Below are 22314 nucleotides of genomic sequence, written 5' to 3'. Positions count from 1 at the left end.
CTCTTATTTCCCGTAACCTTGCGAGGGGGTAAAGGTATTGTCGATAATCGGCGCGGTATCAGACTGCGGTACGTGGCACTGCAGGCAGAAATAACGACGCGGCGCGACGTTGCCCGACACTTTACCGTCGCTGTCCATAAAGTGCGTCGGACTGATACGCGGCGCGCCCGTCGTACGATAACTTTCCACGCCGTGGCATTGCAGACAGCGGTTGGTATTGGTCGTCACCTGGTAGCCCTCGACGCTGTGCGGGATCATCGGCGGCTGGTTGACGTAATTTAGCGGCATACGTTCCTGCTCTTTCGGCATACGAATCGCCCCTTCCTGCGTCCCGGATACTTCCGGCGACTGGCTCAGATCCACTCCGTTTGCCGCCCAAACCGCACCACTTACCACCAGGGCAAGCGTGGCCATCCATTGACACAGCGCTTTCATCAGGTCATGGCTTTTCATTGTTTCGCTCCCGAACTCCATCGCATTTACACTTCATCCTTCGAGCTGCCTCTTTGTTGGCTGCGCTCCAAAATCCCAGTCACATCGTTATCTATGCTCCCGGGGATTTCCTCGCTTACCGCCGCGATGCATCCCGAATGATATTGTGTATCGTTATTGTAAAAACATCCTCAGAACAGACATCCACGCAGCGACCGCAGGTCATGCAGTCGCGGTGAGTGACCTGCGCCGGGCTTTGCTCATCCAGCACCGGCGCACGTAGCACATGCGGTTCCGGGCAAACATGAAAACAATCCATACAGCGATTACATTTCTCACGTTTTTTGGCCGTCACGGTCACTACGCCTTTACTGCCCAGCACGCCATACAGTGCGCCCATCGGGCAAATATGACCGCACCAACCGTGCTCAACGACTAATAAATCAAATAAAAACAAAGCAATAATCAGCAACGCGCCGCTACTAAATCCCATAATCAGACTACGACCTAACAGCGACACGGGATTAATCCATTCCCACAGCAGCGTGCCGGTCAACGCCGAACCGATTAACACCACCACCAGAAGGACGTACCGTATATGGCGTGGAATCGTCGCAGACTGGTTCAGGTCAAATTTCCTGCGCATCCAGTTAGCCAAATCGGTAACGGGGTTTAGCGGGCAAACCCAACTGCAAAATAATCGCTTTCCCGCCAGCGCATACAGCACAGCGATAATCACTGCTCCCGTCAGCGCCACGGTAGCGGGAAGATGTCCACTGGCGAGACTTTCCAGGGTAATCAGCGGATCGGTCAACGGGAGGGTATCGAACAGCAAACTACTGCTGTAGTTGCCATGCAAAACCCAAAAGCCCAGCCACGGGCCGCTGAGAAACATCCCCAGCACCATAAACTGGCTGATACGGCGTAACACCAGCCAACGGTGGCTACGCCACCAGCCTTTTTTCGCCCGCGCTTCTCGCCCGGCGTCGCGTTTACGATTTGCCATCTTTCCCCTCCAGCCAGCCGAAGCGGTAATGGTGTCCTAACTCCCCTTTCGCCAATGACAACGGCAACACTTTTATCGCTGGTTGCTCCAGTACGCAGACTTTTTCGCATTTGCCGCAGCCGGTACAGGCGTCGCTGTGTACGGTGGGCAGAAAGCGCGCATGTTTGCCAGTGCGCATGTTGCGATCCAGCTCCAGCGTGATGGCCTCATCGATTTTCGGGCATTCGCGGTAGCAAACGTCGCAGCGCAGCCCCTGAAAGTTGAGGCAGTTTTCCTGATCCAGCAGCACCGCCAGCCCCATGCGCGAGTCATCAATGGAGGCGATATCTTTATTCAGCGCCCCGCTGGGGCAGACTTTGGCGCACGGAATGTCTTCACACATTTCGCAGGGGATGTCGCGAGCGACGAAATAGGGCGTGCCTGCCGATAGCCCGGAGGCCAGCGTCGCCAGTTTTAGCGTGTCGTATGGACACGCCTGAACGCACTGCCCGCAGCGCACACAGGCGCTGGCGAAGGCATTTTCATTCAGCGCGCCAGGCGGACGCAGCCGCACGCCCGTTGCGCGCGCGGTTTGCTGTTGCAAGCCCAGCGCCACGCCAACCGCCGCCAGCCCGCCCGCAGTGCGCACAACATCACGCAGAAAGCGGCGGCGGCCATTTTGGGGTTTCGCTGTACGGGACATAACGCGTTACACCTTCGCCAGCTTAACGGCGCACTTCTTGAAGTCCGTCTCTTTAGAGAGCGGGTCCGTCGCATCCAGCGTCAGGTTGTTCACTAGCTGAGCGGCATCGAAGAACGGCATATACACCAGTCCCTGCGGCGGACGGTTACGTCCACGCGTTTCGACAATCGAAATCACTTCGCCGCGGCGGGACGACACTTTAACCTTATCCCCGCGACGCAGATCGCGCGCTTTCGCATCCAGCGGGTGAATAAAGACCACAGCTTCCGGGAAGGCGCGATGCAATTCAGGCACGCGGCGCGTCATACTGCCGGTATGCCAGTGTTCCAGCACGCGACCGGTGGAAAGCCACAGATCGTACTCGTTGTCCGGCGACTCCGCCGCGGGTTCAAATGGCAGCGCGAAGATCACCGCTTTGCCATCCGGTTTACCGTAGAATTTGTACCCCTCCCCCGCTTTTACATACGGGTCGTTGCCTTCGCTGTAACGCCATTGCGTCTCTTTGCCTTCGACGACCGGCCAGCGCAGACCGCGCGCGTTGTGGTAATCGTCGAACGGCGCCAGATCGTGCCCGTGGCCACGTCCAAACCAGGCGTATTCTTCAAACAACCCTTTTTGCAGATAGAAGCCCAGCTCACGAGACTCATCGTTTAACTGATCCTCTTTCAGCTCGCTCAGCGGGAATTTGCTGACCGCCGGCGTGGCGAACAGAACGTCATACAGCGTTTTACCGCGCAGCTCCGGCTTCTGGGCCAGCAACGCCTCCGGCCAGACCTCCTCGGTTTTAAAACGACGGGAGAACTGCACCAGTTGCCAGAGGTCGGATTTAGCTTCGCCCGGCGCTTTAATTTGCTGACGCCAGAACTGCGTGCGGCGTTCGGCGTTGCCGTAAGCGCCTTCTTTCTCAACCCACATGGCGGTCGGCAGGATCAGATCCGCAGACAGCGCGCTCACCGTCGGGTAAGGATCGGAGACAATGATAAAGTTACGCGGATCGCGCCAGCCCGGCATCCGATCTTCATTGATGTTCGGCCCGGCCTGCATATTGTTATTACACATTACCCAGTAGACGTTCAGCTTGCCGTCTTTCAACGCGCGATCCTGCGCCACCGCATGTAAACCCACTTTTGCCGGGATAGTGCCAGCGGGGATCTGCCAGTGTTTTTCGCAGATATCACGGTGTTTTTCGTTCGTCACGACCATGTCTGCGGGCAGACGGTGTGAGAAGGTTCCCACTTCACGCGCCGTACCGCAGGCGGAAGGCTGGCCGGTCAGCGAGAAAGGACCGCAGCCAGGCTGGGATATTTTTCCGGTCAGCAGATGGAGGTTGTAAACCAGGTTATTCGCCCACACGCCGCGGGTATGCTGGTTAAAACCCATCGTCCAGTAAGAGATCACGCGCTTATTCGGATCGGCGTAGAGCTGTGCCAACTGTTCCAGTTGATCTTTCGGCACGCCGGTCATTTCAGCGGTCTTGTCCAGCGTATATTCCGCCACGAAGGCTTTATACTCGTCGAAGCTCATCGGCTCGGAAGCGTCGGAGCCCGGATTCTTCGCCGCTTTTTCCAGCGGGTGCGTCGGGCGTAAGCCGTAGCCGATATCCGTCGCCCCTTTACGCAGGTTCACATGCTTTGTGAAGAAATCCTGATTTACCGCGTTGTTCTGAATAATGTAATTCGCGATATAGTTAAGGATCACCAGATCGCTTTGCGGGGTAAAGACAATACCGTTGTCCGCCAGCTCAAAGCTGCGGTGCTGGAAGGTGGAGAGGACGGCAACCTTCACGTTCGGGTCGGACAAACGGCGGTTAGTGATGCGCGACCATAAAATCGGGTGCATCTCCGCCATGTTGGAACCCCACAGCACAAACGCATCGGCCTGCTCAATATCGTCGTAGCAGCCCATCGGTTCATCCATGCCAAAGGTGCGCATAAAGCCCACCACCGCCGAGGCCATGCAGTGACGCGCGTTCGGGTCGATGTTGTTAGAGCGGAAACCAGCCTTGAACAGTTTCGCGGCGGCATAGCCTTCCCAGATGGTCCATTGACCCGATCCAAACATGCCGATCGCTTCTGGTCCTTTCTCTTTCAGGGAGGTTTTAAACTTCTCCTCCATCACATCGAAGGCCTGTTCCCAGCTCACCGGCGTAAACTCGCCGTCTTTGTGATAGCTGCCGTCTTTCATGCGCAGCATCGGCTGCGTCAGACGATCTTTACCGTACATGATTTTGGGCAGGAAGTAGCCTTTAATGCAGTTCAGACCACGGTTGACCGGCGCGTCGGGGTCGCCCTGGCAGGCGACCACACGGCCCTGCTGCGTGCCCACTAACACACCGCAACCCGTTCCGCAAAAACGGCACGGCGCTTTATCCCATTTGATGGCTTCCTGCTGCCCGACAACGGCGCGGGCGACGCCCGGCACGCTCAGACCGGCAGCCGCCGCAGCGGCCGCAACGGCGTTAGCTTTCATAAAGCTACGACGACTGAGTTTCATGGTGTTTCCTCACCTTGCTCATCCTGCTGGTGATAAACCAGCGACACCGCCAGCACGCCCTCAACATTGCGTACTGACTCAATTGTTTGCATCAGCGTTTCACTCTGATCTGCTTCCGCCACCACGATCAGTTGCCCGCTTTCAACGTCGCTTAACGCGACTTCGCAACCCGGCAACGTGTTCAACTGTGTGCCAATAGTGGCGATGTTCTGACTTTTGGCCTGCACGACCAGGCTACAGACCTGCCAGTTAGTGCGCATGGTGGTTCTCCGCTTTGATGGCTGACACGGGACAGATAGCCACACACGCCCCGCATCCGTTACAAGCCTGCGAGTCAAGCTGCGGCTGGTAAATGCCGGATAGCGTGGGACGAAAGGTAATGGCCATAGGTTCACAACTGTCCTGGCAGCGATGGCATTCAACCGATTGCCTGGCGAGGCAGTTTTCCGTGAGCGTAAAAATCAGATCCCAGGCCCTGGTGTGGCGCGGAAGAAAAAGCGATTCAGTACAGGCCTGCGCACAGGCATAACAAAAGCTGCACTCGCCCCGTTTGAAATCTACGCTCGGATATCCCCCCGCCCCTCGCTGCAGGATGTCGGCCTCACACGCCTGGATGCAGGCGTCGCAACGCAGACAATGTGCGAGAAAATAGGTCGTTTCTCTGGCCCACGGCGGAAGAATCCCATTGCTGGCGTTGCGCCAACTGCCGGTCAACATGCTTCGACGGGATAAATCAACCATGATATCGCCCTTCCATAACGACACGCTTCCATAGGGAGTGAATACCAATAAAAACCGTACAATTTATGAGTAGTTGTTTTTGTAAATAAGATATTTCAGGATGTGTAAGAGATGCATACCCCGATAGAGGTAAATGCTGTTGCCGGATCAAAAGAGTGCCGGGTAAAGACCCGTAAACGTGCTTTTTCTCACATTTCAATGAGTTATATAGATATTTATATAACGAAAACCACTAATAGCTGATAATTTCATTTACATTATCAATATCAGAATATTCCACTATATAAAAAGACGATATTTTATTAATAATCTTGAAAATATGAGTAAATACAGATTAATAGATAATATGAATGTGTTAATCTGTTGTCAGTGAATACCGAAAACAGCAGAAAGGAAATACTGTGAACAATCAAATGAAGATGTTTGTCCCTGCCGTCGTCTTCGCCGCCCTCGCCAGCGCCTCTGCCTGGGCTAACAATGGCGATACCGCCCAGCCGCTGGAAAAAATCGCCCCCTATCCGCAGGCGGAAAAAGGAATGAAGCGGCAAGTGATAACCCTTACCCCTCAGCAGGATGAATCTACCCTCAAAGTGGAACTGTTGATTGGCCAAACGCTGAATGTGGATTGTAACCAGCATCGCCTCGGCGGCACGCTGGAAACAAAAACGCTGGAAGGCTGGGGCTATGACTATTATGTCTTTGATAACGTCACCTCTCCGGTATCAACCATGATGGCCTGCCCTGACGGTAAGAAAGAGCAAAAATTCGTCACCGCCTGGCTGGGTGAAGACGGGATGCTGCGCTACAACAGCAAGCTGCCGATCGTGGTGTATACCCCGGCGAATGTGGACGTGAAATACCGCATCTGGAAAGCGGACGCTAACGTACAGAACGCCGTCGCGCGATAACGTTACGCTGCCCGGTCACACTTACCGGGCATCTGAACACGCCGGCTCACGCAGCGCTCCGGGGTTCTTTTTAAAACACGTCTGGAAATCCGCTCGCCCGCCGCAAAAAATACCCCGATGCCTGGTGGCGACGCGTGGCATCTTATCAGGCCTACCCGCGTGCGGACGTAGGGCTGCCATCAGGTGGTTCATCCGGCGCCATAGTCCATTACGCAGTACGCGCAACCGCATCACGCGAGGCGGCGTCACGTTCGTCGCCGGTGAGTTCGGTTAGCTGTCCGTTGCGCATTTCAAGCAGACGATCGGCATGAATAAAATAGTGATCATCATGGCTGATGGCGAAAATGGTTTTGCCCATTTCCTGCATTAACGGCAACAGTACCTGATAAAATTCCCGGCGGAAATGCGGGTCCTGATCGGCGGCCCACTCATCCAGCAAAATAATATCGCGCTCTTCCGCCAGCGCCAGCAGCAGCGCAATGCGCTTTTTTTGCCCTTTCGACAGTTTAAGATTCAAAATGCGCCCGTCGTTTAGCTCCAGCTTGTGCGTCATTTTCAGGTGCTCAAGCCACTTTTCGACCAGCGCGGAATTGGCGGGTTTCCCCTGCGGCCCCAGCAGGCGGTCGAATAACCACACATCGGTAAACACCGCAGAAAACAGTTTGCGATAATCTTCCGGCTGCCCGGCGGCAATAGGTTGACCATCAAGTAAAATCGTTCCCGATTGCGGCTGGTATAAACCGGTCAATAACATGGCCAGCGTCGATTTCCCGCTACCGTTGCCGCCAATTAAAAACAGCAGTTCGCCGCGGTGAATCGTCAGGTTGATGGGCCCCACGGAAAACGCGTTATCCTGATAGTGGAAAACCACGTTGCGCAGCTCCAGCGTCTTCCAGTCGGGAAAGGCTTTCGGCTGCGGAAAATCAGGCTTATACGGGGCGAGCGCGAATTTATTCAGTTTATTAAACGCCACCTGGGCGGTCAGTAGCGTTGGCAACGCCCCCACCGCAGACAGCAGCGGCGTGCGCAGGAACAGCAACGTCAGTGAATAGGTCGCCGCGACGTTGGTATCCGCCCAGCCGAGACTATTCGCCATCCAGAAGACCAGGCCTATCGCCCCCAGCATCATGATATTCGACCAGTTGACGGCGCTCAGGTGAAAAGTATCGGCACGGATAATGTGATGACGGTACTCTTTGGCGTCCGGGGTATAGCATTGCTGAAAAATCTGCTCCGCACGCTCGCGGTTTAGCGTCAGCTCTTTGCGTCCTTCCAGCACCGTCTGATAGTCGTTGTACAGCTTATCTTCGGTCTCGCGCAGGGTCGCCATATGCTGGTAAACCCGCGCCACCAGCACAAATCCGCCCCAGATAGTGACCGCCATCCAGATAGCCGTAACCAGCAGCATTTTTGTCGATAGCATCGCCAGATACGCCGCCGAGCCGACGGTGAGGATAATGCCCTGTACCAGCTCAGGCAGACGCACAAAGGCGATAGTAATATTGCGAATATCGCTGGTCAGACCGGCCAGTAAAGAGGCGCTGCCCAGTTGCTCAATGCGTTCAACGTGCGTATCCAGAATGCGCTTGATAAATTCGCTGCGCAGGCGGTAAACGAAATGGTGTCCCAGAGTGGTGAGCGCCAGTTGGGAACCTAATGTGACGACCATTAGTAACAGGAGCAGACCGAGAAATTCCGGCAGCACCATGACGGTGGTGTCCACCGTTTCAATCAGGCGCTGATTGATAAACGCGATCAGGCCAATCCCCAGCGCCGCGCTGGCGAGGCTCAGTGCCATCACGCTAATAAATGGCCAGCGGTACTGCCGCCAGACAAGAATAAGAAGTTCCATGCATACAACCCGGACCGATAATAACAGCCCGCAGTTTAACTAACTCCACCTGCACAGCAATAATAATTCTTATTTTTATTCTTTTTCAGCCGCCTGACGGAAGGTGAGATTGTAACGAAATTCACCGGTCATGGGATGAAAGCCCGCTTTAAGCGGCTGGATACCATGATAAAACAGCCGGGACTCGCCGCCCCAGACCACGATATCGCCATGCTCCAGTAAGATCCGCTGGAGCGGATCGCTGCGACGCAGGCCGCCAAACTGAAAAACCGCCGGCACCCCCAACGAAACTGAGACGATAGGCGCGCGCAGATCCGGCTCGTCTTTATCCTGATGCAGCGACAGTTTTGCGCCGGGCGCGTAGCGATTGATCAGGCAGGCGTCCGGTTGGAAGCTCGCATACCCTGCCGCGATTGCCGCCTGACGACATACGCTGGCAAACGATAACGGCAGCGCAGGCCAGGGTTTATCGGTCAACGGATCGCGCACGGCATAACAATAACCGTGACGATCGGTGGTCCACCCTAACGCGCCGCAGTTGGTCATCGCCACCGACATGGTGTAGCCGCCCGGCGTCACCATCTGACGAAACGGAGACTGACTGGCGACAAAACCGATATCGTCTAATAGCGACTGCGCCGCGCGAAACGCAAAGCGGCGCAACACCACCGCGCCAGGCGCCAGGGGCTCTTGCCAGGGCGCTTCATCAGCAAATAGATCCAGCATTGCTACTCCTCTTTTTGCGCTTCTCGCTTTAATAGCTGCGCTTTTCGACGCACGCCCCAACGATAACCGGAGAGCGCGCCATCGCGACGCACGACCCGATGACACGGGATCACCATCGCCAGTTTATTCGCGCCGCACGCGCTGGCGACCGCGCGTACTGCCGTGGGTTTGCCGATAGTCGCGGCAAGCTGTTGATAGCTTACGGTTTCGCCGCAGGGAATTGCGCATAACGCCTGCCAGACCTGCTGTTGAAACGCGGTTCCCTGGATATCCAGCGGCAACGAGAGCAGCACATCGCGTGTGTTGATAGCCGCGACAACCTGCCGCACCCGTTGCTGAAAAAGCGCGTCAGCAGGTTCGTGGCGGGCCGCCGGGAACAGGGTGTGTAATTCAGCCAGTAGCGCGTCGTCGCTATCACCGGGGAGAATCGCGCAAATCCCCCGCTCGCTCTCCGCCACCAGGCACCGTCCGTAAACCCAGTCCGTCAGCGCATAGCGAACGGAGACATTATCGCCGCCTTTGCGAAACTGTTTTGCCGTCATGCCCAGCGTCTGGTCGGCATGACGGTAGTAGCTACTGCTATCCGGGAAGCCGGCGCGATAAATAGCCGCCGTGATCGGCTCTCCTTTCGCCAACGCCTCACGCAGCCGCCGGGCGCGCCACGCCTGCTGCCACCCTTTCGGCGTCATTCCGGTGCTCGCTTTAAACAAACGGTGCAGATGAAACGGACTCATCGCCACCGCCTGCGCCAGAGACGCCAGCGTTACCGGCGTCTCCTGCTCAAGTAAACGGCAGGCGCAGGCAATCTTATCCAACCGCCGTTGCTGCGCGCGCGCATTATCCGGCTGACAGCGCTTGCAGGGGCGAAAACCGGCGTCCAGCGCCTGCTGCGCGTTGGCAAAAAAGCGAACATTTTTACGTAACGCCCGCTTCGAGCGACAAGAAGGGCGGCAAAAAACGCCGGTGGTTCGCACCGCAAAAACGAAACGCCCATCCGCGCTGGCATCGCGCGCCTGCACCCGCAGCCAGCATTCATCATCGGTAAGTAACGCTTTTTTCATCATAGACTCCTTCATTAAGCATAGTGCTTGCTTACATGCAGTGTGTCCGTAAATCCGCCCACAAAAACCCGTAATCTTGCGTTTTAATTCTTATCGCTCACCAGGAACGTTTTGAACTGCGGCGACATCCAGGTTTTAAAGCCTTCACCTTCTTTCATGATCATAAAGACCGCCAGCCCTTCCCGCCGGACGACCTCTTGCGCCTTTTGCGTACCAAGCACCATCAGGCCGGTGTCCCAGCCGTCCGCTTCCAGCGCCGTTGGCGCGATAACCGTAACCGATACCAGGTTGTGTTCAATGGGGCGCCCCGTTTGCGGATCGATAACGTGCGAGACACGCTTGCCATCCAGCTCATAATAGTTGCGGTAGCTGCCGGAGGTGCTGATGCCATGCCCGTTGATATCCACAATCGCCTGCACCGCGTTTTCCCGGTCGGTCGGCTTCTGAATCGCGACGCGCCACGGCAGCCCTTGCGCATTCATCCCGCGACTGCTTAATGCGCCGCCCACCGAGACCAGATAACGCGCAATGCCCTCCTGCTCCATCAGACGCGCCAGGTGATCCGCCGCATAGCCCTCCCCGACCGTGGAGAGATCAACATAAAGATCCGGCAGATCTTTTTGCAAAAACTGATGTCCAGCCCTGTCGATAACCTGCAAATGTTGCAGGCCTGTTTTCGCTTTTGCCGCATCGATTTGTGCTGGTGTTGGGATATGCAGCGGCTGCCGATCCGGTCCAAACCCCCACAGATTGACCAGCGGGCCCACGGTGATATCCATCGCGCCATCCGTCTTCGCGCCAATACGTAGCGCCGAGGTCACGATATCCGCCATGGCTTCGCTGACCGGCCAGGGCGCAAGACTGCGTGAATGGTTAAAACGCATCAGCGCGGAGTTATTTTTATAGGTAGAAAGCAACCAATCATCAGCATCAAGCTGAGTCTGGATTTTAGTCTGTAACTCTGCGGCGCGTTTCGCATCGATACCAACCACGCTCACCCGCCAGAGGGTCCCCATCGTTTTACCTTCCAGCACCTGAGCGGCAGGTGACGCTGTTGTCGTTTCGGGAGCCTCATCGCAGCCCATAAGTAAAAAAGCCGCCGCCAGACACACGGCCCGGCAAAAAGTCATTTTCATCGCTGTTTATCCTCATTCGAATGGACGCAAGCGTATATCAAAACGTCGTATTTGTACGCCGGAATAAGGCATGAAAAAAGGGCCCGTAGGCCCTTTAGCAACATCTTTTGCTGATTAGAACTGGTAAACCAGACCCAGCGCTACGATGTCGTCGGTGTTGATGCCCGCATCGCGGGTAAAGTCGTTTTTATCCAGCAGGTTGATTTTGTAATCAACATAGGTGGACATGTTTTTGTTGAAGTAGTAAGTCGCGCCGACATCAACGTATTTTACGATGTCCTGGTCGCCATAACTGGCGCCGTAACCGTTGCTGATGTCCTTACCTTTAGACTGCAGGTAAGCCACAGACGGACGCAGACCAAAGTCGAACTGGTACTGAGCAACCACTTCAAAGTTCTGCGCTTTGTTGGCAAAACCGTAAGAGGTGGACGGGTTGCTACCGTTAGAGGTACCAAAACGGGTTGCGTTATAGGTCTGAGAATACTGCGCTGCCAGATAGATGTTGTTCGCATCGTATTTCAGGCCGCCGGTGTAGACCGTGGCGCGATCGCCGTTACCATACAGGCTAGCGTTAGCGGTGTTGTTCTGATCGGCAGTACGTTTAGACGTGGTGATAGCGCCACCGACAGAGAAGCCTTCGCCGATTGCATAAGTCAGCGATCCGCCGTAACCGTCGCCGTTCTGGTTCAGCAGGCTACGACCACTCTTGTTTTCACCGCTCACGCTGCCGTTTTTGCCCTGATACTGCAACGCGAAGTCCAGACCATCCACCAGGCCGAAGAAGTCGGTGTTACGGTAGGTGGCATAGCCGTTACCACGCTGCTGCATAAAGTTGTCAGCGCCGTAGGTGTCGCCGCCGAATTCCGGCAGAACGTCGGTCCAGGAGGTCACGTCATAAGTTACGCCGTAGTTACGACCATAATCGAAGGAGCCTGCGTCAGCGAATTTCAGACCCGCAAACGCCACACGCGTCCAGGAGTCGTTGCTGCCTTCAGTCTGGTTGCCCTGAATCTGATATTCCCACTGGCCATAACCGGTCAGCTGATCGTTAACCTGCGTTTCGCCTTTGAAGCCGATACGCATGTAGGTCTGGTCGCCGTCGCTGCCTTTGTCGTCAGAGAAGTAGTGCAGGCCATCAACTTTACCAAACAGGTCTAATTTGTTGCCGTCTTTATTATAAATTTCAGCCGCATTCGCTGCGCCCGCCACCAGCAGAGCTGGTACCAGGAGGGACAGTACTTTAACTTTCATGTTATTAACCCTCTGTTATATGCCTTTATTGCTTTTTTATGCCACTGCTTACTGGTTAACCCTCATTAACCAGTCGGCAAGTCCATTCTCCGCAAAAATACAGAATAATCCAACACGAATATGATACTAAAACTTTTAAGATGTTACAGTTATCTACATAGATGTTTCAAAATATGAATTTTACGGAACTTTTTTAAAGCAAAAATCAAGTAAAAATAAGCACAAATAGACAAAATATATTCACGAGACTTTTAAAATCAATGGGTTAAATTGATGAAATTCATAGCACTGAATGATAAAACAGAATCTTCATTCGCAACTAAAATAGTGACCGCTATCATCATTAACTTTATTTATTACCGTCATTCACTTCTGAATGTCTGTTTACCCCTATTTCAACCGGATGCTTCGCATTCGGTTTTTTTTACCCTTTTTCAGACACACCCGGCTGATTTATGCTACCTGCCTAAAACTATCACGGTTATTCACTACACTCCCCTGCTCGACCGTTCGTAAGACATTAGCAAATAATTTCTTGATATTTAGTGCTAAACATTTATAAGTAGTCTTTATATTTGTACCGTTCTGCGAAGGTTGTACGCTTTTCCCGTCCCGCCGACGGAGCGCGTGTTAAGTTGCCCGGCATGACGTAAGAGTCTGGAAATTCATTCATTACCCTTTATACTGCCCTTCACCTTCAGCGTTGCTTTTACAGGTCGTAAACATAAATGAGTCAGTCTGACACAACGGTCTCTACCCGATTCTCCCTTCTACCGGGAAGCATTACCCGTTTCTTCTTATTGCTGATCATTGTGCTGCTGGTAACGATGGGCGTTATGGTACAGAGCGCCGTCAACGCCTGGTTGAAAGACAAAAGCTATCAAATTGTCGATATCACCCACGCTATTCATAAACGCGTGGATACCTGGCGGTATGTTACCTGGCAAATTTATGACAACATCGCCGCGACCACTACGCCATCGACAGGTGAAGGACTTCAGGAAACGCGTCTGAAGCAGGATGTGTATTATCTTGAAAAGCCGCGACGTAAAACTGAAGCGCTGATTTTCGGTTCCCATGACAGCGCCACGCTGGAAATGACGCAGCGTATGTCAACCTATCTGGATACGCTGTGGGGCGCGGAAAACGTGCCATGGTCAATGTATTACCTCAACGGACAGGATAACAGCCTGATTCTTATCTCTACCCTACCGTTGAAAGATCTCTCTTCCGGCTTTAAAGAGTCCACTATTGGCAATATCGTCGATTCCCGCCGGGCAGAGATGTTGCAGCAGGCGAATGCGCTGGATGAGCGCGAAAGTTTCTCCTCATTGCGAAAACTGGCCTGGCAAAACGGTCACTATTTTACGCTGCGCACGACCTTCAATCAGCCAGGACATCTGGCGACCGTGGTGGCGTTTGATCTGCCCATTAATGATTTAATCCCGCCGGGAATGCCGCTGGACAGTTTTCGGATAGAGCCTGACGCAACCCAGGCGACGGGGCGAAGCAGTGAAAAGGAAGCGCCTGATAGCGTCACGATTAGCTTTAACGGTTCAAAAATTGAGATCTCCTCAGCGCTTAACTCTACCGGAATGCGCCTGATCTGGCAGGTACCGTTCGGTACGCTTTTGCTTGATACGCTGCAAAATATTTTGCTGCCTTTACTGCTGAACATCGGGCTGCTGGCGTTGGCGTTATTTGGCTACGCCACGTTCCGTCATCAGCCGGGACGGTCGACGGAATCGACATCCGGCAACGCGGCGAATAATGAGCTTCGCGTCTTACGCGCCATTAATGAAGAGATCGTTTCTCTGCTGCCGCTGGGTCTGCTGGTCTACGATCAGGAAGGCAACCGCACCGTGATCAGCAATAAAATCGCCGATCATCTGTTGCCGCATCTTAACCTGCAAAATATTACCAGCATGGCGGAGCAGCATCAGGGCGTGATTCAGGCGACAATTAACAACGAACTGTATGAGATCCGTCTGTTTCGCAGCCAGATCGCTCCCCGCACGCAGATCTTTATTATTCGCGATCAGGACCGGGAAGTGCTGGTGAATAAGAAGCTTAAACAGGCGCAGCGTTTGTATGAGAAGAATCAGCAGGGCCGCGCCGCCTTTATGCAAAATATCAGCAACACGCTTAAAGAGCCCGTACGCCAACTGGCGGTTAACGCCGCGGCAGTCACCACGCCGGAAAGCCTGAAACTGGCGGATCAGGCGGATGTATTGGTACGTATGATCGATGAAATCCAACTGGCGAATATGCTGGAAAATGACGCATGGAAGAGCGAAGCAACGCTGTTCTCCCTGCAGGATCTTATTGACGAAGTCGTGCCGGAAGTGCTGCCCGCCATTAAGCGTAAAGGGCTGCAACTGCTGATTAATAACCATCTTAGCGGCAACGATGAACGCTGGGGCGATCGTGACGCCCTGCGCCGGATTTTGCTGCTGTTGATTCAGTATGCCGTCACAACGACTGCTATGGGTAAAATTACGCTTGAAGTCGAGCAGGATGAATCTATCGCGGAGCGTCTGACTTTCCGTATTCTGGATACGGGCGAAGGTGTAACGTTAAACGAGATTGATAATCTGCATTTCCCGTATATGAATGAAACGCAGGGCGATCGTTACGGCAAAGCGAATCCGCTCACCTTCTGGCTGTGCAATCAACTGGCGCGCAAACTGGGCGGTCATCTCAACATTAAAGCGCGAGAAACGCTGGGCACGCGCTATACCGTTCATGTCAAAATGCTTCCTCACGATCAGCATACTCAGGTCGAAGAGCGCCTGCTGGACGACGTGAGCGTGATGGTCGATGTGACGTCCAACGAGGTTCGCGCGATTGTGCTGCGTCAGTTAGAAAACTGGGGCGCCACCTGCATCACGCCGGATGAAAGGCAGATAAGTCAAGAATATGATCTCTTTTTAACGGATAATCCGTCTAATCTTACTGCCTCGGGCTTGCTTTTAAGCGATGATGAGTCAGGCGTGCGGAAAATTGGCCCGGGTCAGTTGCGCGTCAACTTTAATATGAGCAATGCTATGCAGGAAGCTGTACTACAACTTATCGAAGAGCAGCTGGCGCAGGAAGAGATTCCCGCCTCCCCGCTCGGCGGAGATGAAAATGCCGAGCTTCATGCCAGCGGCTATTATGCGCTATTTGTAGACACAGTACCGGATGATGTTAAGAGGTTGTATACTGAGGCGGCAACCAGCGATTTCGCTGCGCTGGCCCAAACGGCCCACCGCCTGAAAGGGGTGTTTGCCATGCTTAATCTGGTACCCGGCAAGCAGTTATGTGAAACGCTGGAACATCTGATTCGTGAGAAAGATGCTCCAGGTATAGAAAAATATATCAGCGACATTGACGCCTACGTCAAAAGCTTGCTGTAGCAAGGTAGCCCAATACATGAACAATATGAACGTAATTATTGCCGATGACCACCCGATTGTACTGTTCGGTATTCGCAAATCACTTGAACAAATCGAGTGGGTGAATGTTGTCGGCGAATTTGAAGATTCCACAGCATTGATCAACAACCTGCCGAAATTAGATGCGCATGTGTTGATCACTGACCTCTCCATGCCGGGAGATAAATACGGCGATGGGATCACCTTGATCAAGTACATCAAGCGTCATTTTCCGAGCCTGTCTATTATCGTTCTGACCATGAACAACAATCCGGCGATCCTGAGCGCCGTGTTGGATCTTGATATTGAAGGGATCGTACTCAAACAGGGTGCGCCAACCGATCTGCCTAAGGCGCTGGCCGCGCTGCAAAAAGGCAAAAAATTCACCCCAGAAAGCGTTTCTCGCCTGCTGGAGAAAATCAGCGCAGGCGGTTACGGCGATAAGCGCCTGTCGCCAAAAGAGAGCGAAGTATTACGCCTGTTCGTCGAAGGTTTCCTGGTCACCGAAATCGCCAAGAAGCTCAACCGCAGCATTAAGACCATCAGCAGCCAGAAGAAATCGGCGATGATGAAACTGGGCGTAGAGAATGATATCGCGCTGCTCAACTATCTCTCTTCCGTCACCCTGAGTCCGACAGACAAAGAATAAATCGCTTTTATGTTACCCAGCCTGATGGCGCTACGCTTATCAGGCCTACCAGTCGACTCATCTTTTACAGGCCGGACAGGCGACGCCGCCATCCGGCATTTTTTATGCCCGCGTTTTACGTACCCGCTCGGCATACACCGCCAGCGTCTGTTTCAACACATCCAGCGTCACAGGTTTCGACAAACAGCTGTCCATACCGGACTCCAGGCAACGTTGTTTCTCTTCCGCCAGCGCGTTCGCCGTCACGCCGACGACCGGCAGCGTCAGCCCAAGCTGACGGATACGCTGCGTCAGGCGATAGCCGTCCATGTTCGGCATGTTCACATCGCTCAGAACAATATCGATAGCATTTTTACTCAGCACATTCAGAGCGTCCACGCCATCATTGGCTGTCTTACACTGATACCCCAGCGATCCCAATTGATCGGCCAGCAAGCGGCGATTGATCGGATGATCGTCAACGACCAGAATCATCATGTCGTCATTTGAATCTGCGGTTTTATCCGTCGTCGGCAATGCGCTGGAAAGCGCTTCACTATCCAGCTCAATACTATAAATACGCGCCAACAGCGCGGGCAACTCATGCACCGACGCCACACTATGCACCCATTCGCCCGGCGCTCTTTCCAACGGAATCCCGATATGACGGCGGCAAAAGACGACCGCCGCCCTCCCCTGCCAGGTATGCTCCAGCGCGTCATCGACAATCAAAATATCGTCCGCGGCGGGTTCTTGCCCTTCATAACGCTGCGTATGAACGCCGCTACGCGCCAGACTGGTCTCAATAAACTGGCACAAAGAAGTATTGCGCACCGCCAGCCAACAGCAGGTTCCGGCGAGTCCTTCCACGCTCTTTTTCACAGGGTATTGCGCGCCATAAAGCGGGATGCGCAGCGTAAACTGGCTTCCCATGCCAGGCTCCGAATCGACGGAAATATCGCCGTCCATCATGCTGATCAATTTTTCGCAAATCGCCAGCCCCAGACCGGTCCCCTGAAAGTTACGCTGTACGCCGGTTCCCACCTGGAAGAAGGGATCGAACAGGCGAACCACCTCTTTTGCCGGAATACCGACGCCGGTATCCCGCACGCGAATGCTGAGATAATCCCCATCACAGCGCACATGCAGCACGATGCAGCCAATATCGGTAAACTTAATGGCGTTGCTCAACAGGTTTGAAATAACCTGCTGTAAACGCATCGGGTCACCGTTCAGCGATACCGGCACGTCAGGCTCAATAAAACAATACAGGCCGAGCTGCTTACGCACCACCAGCGGCAGATAATTGGCGGTGATATGGTTCATCACCTCTCGCGGTGAAAATTCGCGCGGCTCAATCTTTAGCTGTTCCGACTCAATTTTCGAGAAGTCGAGAATGTCGCTGATAATTTTCAGCAACAGGCTGGAGGAGTTATTCATCGCCGTGACCAGCCGATCCACGCCTTTTGGCAACTCTTTGGTTTGCAGCAGATCGAGATTGCCGATGATACCGTACAGCGGTGTGCGCAATTCATGGCTGACCGTCGCAAGGAACATGGATTTAGACTGGCTCGCCTGTTCTGCCGCCTGCGCCATCTCCTGCAGCGACTCTTCCATTTTGACGCGCGTACTCACATCTACCAACACGCAAATCGCGACGTTTTCATTACGATAGCGGGAATGGACGAAGCTAATTTGCAAATTGGTATTATTGCTGGTCAATACATCAACAAAGTTGACCTGCTGGCCGCAAATGATTTGCGTCAGGCGCTGTCTGTCTTCATGCGTGAGCATGTTCAGGTAGGTGTGCGCCAGTTCGTTACTCAGAATATTGACACCATCAATAGTGCGCAGAATACAGATCCCCACCGGCGCGGAGGCAACGATTTTACGGTTGAACTGTTCATGCTCTTCCAGACGCTGGGCATCGCTCTCCGCCGGAATGAAAATTCGCCGCTCATACATCCGCGCAAGCGTAAACAGCCCTGCGCCCACCAGCACGTTCAGCAGGATAGCATTCAGGATAAGAATACGAATACGCTCCAGGACTAAATCTACAGGCACAGAATAGACAATACTGAGCGAGGATGGCGGCAGGCTTTTTTTGAGTACCAGTTCGCGAAAACCTGGCGTATAACCAAACCAGGAGCGCTCCTGCATCCAGCGCGGCTCCGCTTTAATATTGCCGTCAGGACCGGTCAACGAAATCAGCGAATGGCCGTTCTCATCAATAATAGTGACGCCCATCGGCAAACTGCCGGGCGTGAAAAAATTTTCCATACGGATGGACTGCTCGACGCCCAGCAGCGCCTGCAGACGGTTGGCCAGATACACCGGCGTCAGCGCATAAAAGTAGCCCACGCCCTGACGCGCGCCCTGGCTTATCCAGAAAAGGTTATTCCCACTTTCTTCCTGCGGCGCGTTGCGGTATTTCATAATCCGCTCATGTAACGCTTTTAACGCATCATCGCGCTCCACGGGCATTTCACGCAGGCCGAAATTCGCCATACAGAGGTTATCGCTGCCAATCAGGAAAACGCGGTTAAGATCATACGCCGCTGAAAAGTTATCGCGCCAGTAACGCATAAACCAGGCCAGCGACTCCAGCGATCCGCGCCAGGCGGAGCCCATCGCCGCACAGTCTGAGTCGGCAAATAGCGGTTCAAAGTCCGGCACCACCATTTTGTCATCACGCGCACGCGACGACATGACGCCGTTTTCCGCCGTTAAACGGTTCTCGGCGATATATTTGAGCTCTTTCATCACATCCGACGTGCGCTGGATAAAACGCTGCGCCTGATCGGAGCTAAGGTTGAACTCCTGACGAATTTCAGATTCCCGCTGGTGCAGGGCATTGACGATGTAAAACACCGAAACAAAGGCGATTAAGAGCCAAATGAGTAACGCTAACGCTCTGAATAAGTAGCGCGAGACTTTCAGCGTAGTTCGAAAGGAAGCAAGGTATTTCAAAGGGGCGAAGCTCCGCCTCAGGATGTAAATAGAGTGTGACTAAGGTAGCGGTAAATGACGTAGCCCGCAACGGCAAAGAAAAAGGGCCGGATATCCGGCCCTCGCACAGCAATAACATTACTCGTCAGCGTCATCCGCAACGTCGTCATCGCTTTCCGCTTCCGGGGCGATATCCTCATCCCCTTCCGCCACGCTGCCGTCGATAGCGTCGAGTTCTTCGTCATCTACCGGTTCAGCAACGCGTTGCAGACCCACCACGTTTTCATCTTCCGCCGTGCGGATAAGGATAACGCCCTGGGTATTACGTCCCACTACGCTGATCTCGGACACACGGGTACGCACCAGAGTACCGGCATCCGTGATCATCATGATCTGGTCGCAATCGTCTACCTGTACCGCACCGACAACGGAACCGTTGCGCTCGGTCACTTTGATAGAGATAACGCCCTGCGTCGCACGAGACTTGGTCGGGTACTCGTCCGCTGCGGTACGCTTCCCGTAGCCGTTTTGCGTTACGGTCAGAATAGCGCCTTCGCCGCGTGGGATGATCAGAGAGACGACTTTATCGTCTCCCGCCAGCTTAATACCGCGCACACCGGTCGCGGTACGCCCCATCGCACGGACGGCGTCTTCTTTGAAGCGCACCACTTTACCCGCGGCCGAGAACAGCATGACTTCGTCAGAACCAGAAGTCAGGTCAACGCCAATCAGCTCGTCGCCGTCGTTGAGGTTTACCGCGATAATACCGGCGGAACGCGGACGGCTGAATTCGGTCAGCGCCGTTTTCTTCACGGTACCGCTGGCGGTCGCCATAAAGACGTTGACGCCTTCTTCGTACTCACGAACCGGCAGAATCGCGGTGATACGTTCGTTGGCTTCCAGCGGCAGTAGATTGACGATCGGACGACCGCGCGCGCCACGACTGGCTTCCGGCAACTGATAGACCTTCATCCAGTACAGACGGCCCCGGCTGGAGAAGCAGAGGATGGTGTCATGGGTGTTGGCCACCAGCAGGCGGTCGATAAAGTCTTCTTCTTTAATACGCGCGGCAGATTTACCTTTCCCACCACGACGTTGCGCTTCGTAATCCGTCAGCGGTTGATACTTGACGTAACCCTGGTGAGACAGCGTCACGACAACATCTTCCTGGCTAATCAGATCTTCGATATTAATATCGGCGCTGTTGGCGGTGATTTCGGTACGACGCTCATCGCCGAACTGATCGCGAATTAACTCCATCTCTTCGCGGATCACTTCCATCAGGCGATCGGCGCTGCCCAGAATGTGCAGCAGTTCAGCAATCTGCTCCAGCAACTCTTTGTATTCGTCGAGCAGTTTTTCATGCTCCAGGCCGGTCAGTTTCTGCAACCGCAGATCCAGAATCGCCTGCGCCTGCTGCTCAGTCAGGTAATACTGACCGTCACGCACGCCAAATTCTGGCTCCAGCCATTCCGGACGCGCGGCGTCATCACCAGCGCGCTCCAGCATCGCAGCAACGTTGCCCAGATCCCACGGACGCGAAATCAGCGCCGCTTTTGCTTCTGCCGGCGTTGGCGCGCGGCGAATCAGTTCGATAATCGGGTCGATGTTGGCCAGCGCAATCGCCAGAGCTTCAAGGATATGCGCGCGGTCACGGGCTTTACGCAGTTCAAAAATAGTACGACGCGTCACCACTTCACGGCGGTGGCGCACGAACGCTGAAATGATGTCTTTCAGGTTCATGATCTTCGGCTGGCCGTGATGCAGCGCCACCATGTTAATACCGAAGGAAACCTGTAGCTGGGTCTGGGAGTAGAGATTATTAAGCACCACCTCGCCCACCGCATCGCGTTTCACTTCAATCACGATGCGCATCCCGTCTTTGTCGGATTCGTCACGCAGCGCGCTGATGCCTTCCACGCGTTTATCTTTCACCAGCTCGGCGATTTTCTCGATCAGGCGCGCTTTGTTCACCTGATAGGGAATTTCATGGACGATGATGGTTTCACGGCCCGTTTTCGCGTCAGCTTCAACTTCCGCGCGGGCGCGAATGTACACTTTGCCACGACCGGTACGGTAGGCTTCTTCGATACCACGACGACCGTTGATGATCGCGGCGGTCGGGAAGTCCGGCCCCGGAATATGTTCCATCAGCCCTTCAATGCTGATGTCTTCGTTGTCGATATACGCCAGGCAGCCGTTAATCACTTCCGTCAGGTTGTGCGGCGGGATATTCGTCGCCATACCTACTGCGATACCGGAAGAACCGTTCACCAGCAGATTCGGAATTTTGGTCGGCATGACGTCCGGAATTTTTTCCGTACCGTCATAGTTATCCACGAAATCCACCGTCTCTTTTTCGAGATCGGCCATCAGTTCGTGGGCGATTTTCGCCAGACGGATCTCCGTATAACGCATTGCCGCCGCGGAGTCGCCGTCAATAGAACCGAAGTTACCCTGACCATCCACCAGCATGTAACGCAGCGAGAATGGCTGCGCCATACGAACGATGGTGTCATACACTGCGGAATCGCCGTGGGGATGGTATTTACCGATTACGTCACCAACGACACGGGCAGATTTTTTATAGGCTTTGTTCCAGTCATTGCCCAATACGTTCATGGCGTAAAGTACGCGACGGTGTACCGGCTTCAGGCCATCTCGGACATCCGGCAGCGCACGGCCAACAATGACCGACATCGCATAATCCAGATAGGAGCTCTTCAGCTCTTCCTCAATGTTGACCGGTGTAATTTCTCTCGCAAGGTCGCTCATCTAACCGCTATCCCTCTACTGTATCCCGGATTCAAAGGTCGCAAATTATAACACATTCGCCCACGTACTGGTAAACGGAATGCAGCCAGACAATGCTTTATTCGGGTGCCGCATGCTCTCTTCATTTATAAGCGTGGTCTCGGCGTTTATCGGCGATCGGCTTCAGAGGCGACACAGGGGAGATCGGGGTCTGGCCAGGAAGAGGCTGGAAAATCAATACCTCCCATGTATACCCGTCATACTTCAAGTTTCATGTGC

General features: G+C 54.0%; 16 protein-coding genes. 3 read left to right on the top strand and 13 right to left on the bottom strand.

From position 1 onward, the window contains the following. Positions 1–3 precede the first annotated feature (3 nt). The 6 genes from napB to napF all read right to left on the bottom strand — a co-directional run bounded on the left by napB (position 4) and on the right by napF (position 5354). Positions 4–453, bottom strand: a complete 450-nt coding sequence (gene napB, locus ABVN36_RS22710) for a nitrate reductase cytochrome c-type subunit (protein WP_000835182.1) — start codon at positions 451–453, stop codon at positions 4–6. Between the two features lie 115 nt (positions 454–568). Beyond that, complete coding sequence (napH, locus tag ABVN36_RS22705; RefSeq protein ID WP_000013528.1) at positions 569–1438, bottom strand: quinol dehydrogenase ferredoxin subunit NapH; 870 nt, start codon at positions 1436–1438, stop codon at positions 569–571. Then, positions 1425–2120 carry a ferredoxin-type protein NapG gene (gene napG, locus ABVN36_RS22700; protein WP_000091676.1) on the bottom strand — a complete coding sequence of 232 codons (696 nt, stop codon included), beginning with the start codon at positions 2118–2120 and terminating at the stop codon, positions 1425–1427. Before napG ends, napH begins: the two co-directional genes overlap by 14 nt. Positions 2121–2126: 6 nt before the next feature. Beyond that, positions 2127–4613, bottom strand: coding sequence for a nitrate reductase catalytic subunit NapA (gene napA, locus ABVN36_RS22695; protein WP_000778097.1), 2487 nt, complete (start codon positions 4611–4613; stop codon positions 2127–2129). Beyond that, positions 4610–4873, bottom strand: coding sequence for a chaperone NapD (gene napD, locus ABVN36_RS22690; RefSeq protein ID WP_023138045.1), 264 nt, complete (start codon positions 4871–4873; stop codon positions 4610–4612). The genes napA and napD overlap by 4 nt, the downstream gene beginning before the upstream one ends. Beyond that, positions 4863–5354 (bottom strand): ferredoxin-type protein NapF, encoded by a 492-nt coding sequence (gene napF, locus ABVN36_RS22685; RefSeq protein ID WP_000228069.1) that lies wholly within the window; start codon positions 5352–5354, stop codon positions 4863–4865. Before napF ends, napD begins: the two co-directional genes overlap by 11 nt. Before the next feature lie 413 nt (positions 5355–5767). On the opposite strand from napF, the gene eco reads away from it, so the two are divergent. After that, complete coding sequence (gene eco / locus ABVN36_RS22680) at positions 5768–6262, top strand: serine protease inhibitor ecotin (RefSeq protein WP_023138044.1); 495 nt, start codon at positions 5768–5770, stop codon at positions 6260–6262. A gap of 208 nt (positions 6263–6470) precedes the next feature. On the opposite strand, the gene ABVN36_RS22675 is transcribed toward eco, so the two are convergent. The 5 genes from ABVN36_RS22675 to ABVN36_RS22655 all read right to left on the bottom strand — a co-directional run bounded on the left by ABVN36_RS22675 (position 6471) and on the right by ABVN36_RS22655 (position 12288). Next, a complete protein-coding gene (locus tag ABVN36_RS22675) occupies positions 6471–8114 on the bottom strand; it encodes a multidrug ABC transporter permease/ATP-binding protein (RefSeq protein ID WP_023138043.1) in 1644 nt (547 codons plus the stop codon). A gap of 75 nt (positions 8115–8189) precedes the next feature. Beyond that, positions 8190–8840, bottom strand: coding sequence for a DNA oxidative demethylase AlkB (gene alkB / locus ABVN36_RS22670; protein WP_000884991.1), 651 nt, complete (start codon positions 8838–8840; stop codon positions 8190–8192). Positions 8841–8842: 2 nt separating this feature from the next. Then, entirely contained in the window at positions 8843–9904 is a 1062-nt protein-coding gene (ada, locus tag ABVN36_RS22665; RefSeq protein WP_000975968.1) for a bifunctional DNA-binding transcriptional regulator/O6-methylguanine-DNA methyltransferase Ada, read from the bottom strand. Between the two features lie 80 nt (positions 9905–9984). Beyond that, on the bottom strand, positions 9985–11037 hold the full coding sequence (gene apbE, locus ABVN36_RS22660) for an FAD:protein FMN transferase ApbE (RefSeq protein ID WP_023138042.1): 1053 nt from the start codon (positions 11035–11037) through the stop codon (positions 9985–9987). A gap of 114 nt (positions 11038–11151) precedes the next feature. After that, the gene (locus ABVN36_RS22655; protein WP_023138041.1) at positions 11152–12288 is read right to left on the bottom strand and encodes a porin OmpC; all 1137 of its coding nucleotides are present in this window, start codon (positions 12286–12288) and stop codon (positions 11152–11154) included. Between the two features lie 728 nt (positions 12289–13016). Between ABVN36_RS22655 and rcsD the strand changes: the two genes are divergently transcribed. Together rcsD and rcsB are read left to right on the top strand one after the other, a co-directional pair. Then, positions 13017–15686, top strand: coding sequence for a phosphotransferase RcsD (gene rcsD / locus ABVN36_RS22650; protein ID WP_000083201.1), 2670 nt, complete (start codon positions 13017–13019; stop codon positions 15684–15686). Positions 15687–15702: 16 nt separating this feature from the next. After that, entirely contained in the window at positions 15703–16353 is a 651-nt protein-coding gene (rcsB, locus tag ABVN36_RS22645) for a response regulator transcription factor RcsB (RefSeq protein ID WP_023138040.1), read from the top strand. A 102-nt stretch (positions 16354–16455) separates the two neighbouring features. Here rcsB and rcsC read toward each other — a convergent pair whose 3' ends face one another. Together rcsC and gyrA are read right to left on the bottom strand one after the other, a co-directional pair. Next, positions 16456–19302 (bottom strand): two-component system sensor histidine kinase RcsC, encoded by a 2847-nt coding sequence (gene rcsC, locus ABVN36_RS22640; RefSeq protein ID WP_000876084.1) that lies wholly within the window; start codon positions 19300–19302, stop codon positions 16456–16458. 117 nt (positions 19303–19419) lie between these two features. Beyond that, positions 19420–22056 (bottom strand): DNA topoisomerase (ATP-hydrolyzing) subunit A, encoded by a 2637-nt coding sequence (gene gyrA, locus ABVN36_RS22635; protein ID WP_001281271.1) that lies wholly within the window; start codon positions 22054–22056, stop codon positions 19420–19422. Between the last annotated feature and the right edge of the window lie 258 nt (positions 22057–22314).

It is taken from the genome of Salmonella sp. SJTUF15581 (assembly GCF_043356775.1).
GTDB lineage: Bacteria > Pseudomonadota > Gammaproteobacteria > Enterobacterales > Enterobacteriaceae > Salmonella > Salmonella enterica.
Note: the sequence above shows the minus strand (reverse complement) of the source record. Positions and strands in the feature narration are given on the sequence as shown.